Annotated in this window: 1 protein-coding gene; it reads right to left on the bottom strand. The window is 79.1% G+C overall.

Annotated elements, in window-relative coordinates:
- Nucleotides 1–1,151 (bottom strand): zinc-binding dehydrogenase (locus E2C05_RS31930; RefSeq protein ID WP_158292504.1); only part of this gene is annotated, 1,151 nt, incomplete at both ends.

Below are 1,151 nucleotides of genomic sequence, written 5' to 3'. Positions count from 1 at the left end.
CCGCACCCCCTGCGCCGCCAGCCAGCGTGCCGCTTCCAGGCCGAAGCCGGCGGTGCCGCCCACCACCACCACGCTGCCCCCGGCCGCCCCGGCCAGCGGCGCGGGGCGCGCGGCGGCGCCGGGCGCATCGGCGACGGGCGGGCGGAGCACCAGCTTGCCGATATGGCCGCTGGACTGCAGCAGGCGGAAGGCGGCCTCCGCTTCCTCCGGCGCGAATTCGGTGGCCGGCAGCGGCCGGAAGGTCCCGTCCGCCAGCCGGGCGGCGATGGAGCGCAGCAGCCGCGCCGCCAGCGCCGGCCGGGCGCGCGGCAGTTCGTCCACATCCACCGCGAACCAGATGGCGTTGCGCCGCAGCGGCCGCAGCGCCACCCGGCGGTTCTCGGCGAAGTCGCGCTTGCCGAGTTCCAGGAAGCGGCCGAAGGGTTTCAGGAGCCCGAGCGAGCGCTCCATCGCGTCCCCGGCCAGGGAGTTCAGGACCACATCCACGCAGCCTTCCCCGGCGCCCTGCCCGCCCCAGGCGGCGCGGAGGGCATCGGCAAAGCCAGGGTCGCGGCTGTCCACCACCAGCGCGGCGCCGGCGGCGCGCAGGAAGGCGCGCTTGGCCGGCGTGCCGGCGGTGGCGGCGACGCGGGCGCCGGCGGCCAGCGCCACCTGCAGCGCCGCCAGGCCCACCGCGCCGGCGCCGCCATGCACCAGCACGGTCTCGCCCGGCTCGATCCGCGCCAGCTCCTCCAGCGCATGCACCGCGGTCAGGAAGGCGACCGGCACGGTGGCGGCGCTGGCCGCGTCCAGCGCCGCCGGGCGCGGCGCCAGCGCCTCCGCCCGGGTCACCGCATGGCTGGCCAGGGCGCGCGGGGCGACGCCGAACACCGCGTCCCCGATGCGGAAGGGCGCGCCGTCGCCGAGGGCGGTGACGATGCCGGCGCATTCCATGCCGAGGCCGGGGCCGGCGAAGCCGGGCAGCAGCGCTTCCTCCGGCAGCAGGCCCTGCGCCCACATCAGGTCGCGGAAATTCAGCCCCGCCGCCTCGATCCGCAGGGCCACCTCGCCCGGGCCGGGCGCCGCCAGGTCCAGCGGCGCCCAGTGCAGCGACCCGAGCTGGCCGGGCGCGCCGACCCGCAGGATGGCCGGCGCGGCGGGGGGCGGCGCCG

It is taken from the genome of Paracraurococcus ruber, assembly GCF_004353985.1.
Classification (GTDB): domain Bacteria; phylum Pseudomonadota; class Alphaproteobacteria; order Acetobacterales; family Acetobacteraceae; genus Paracraurococcus; species Paracraurococcus ruber.
This window is presented reverse-complemented; position numbering and strand designations above follow the sequence as displayed.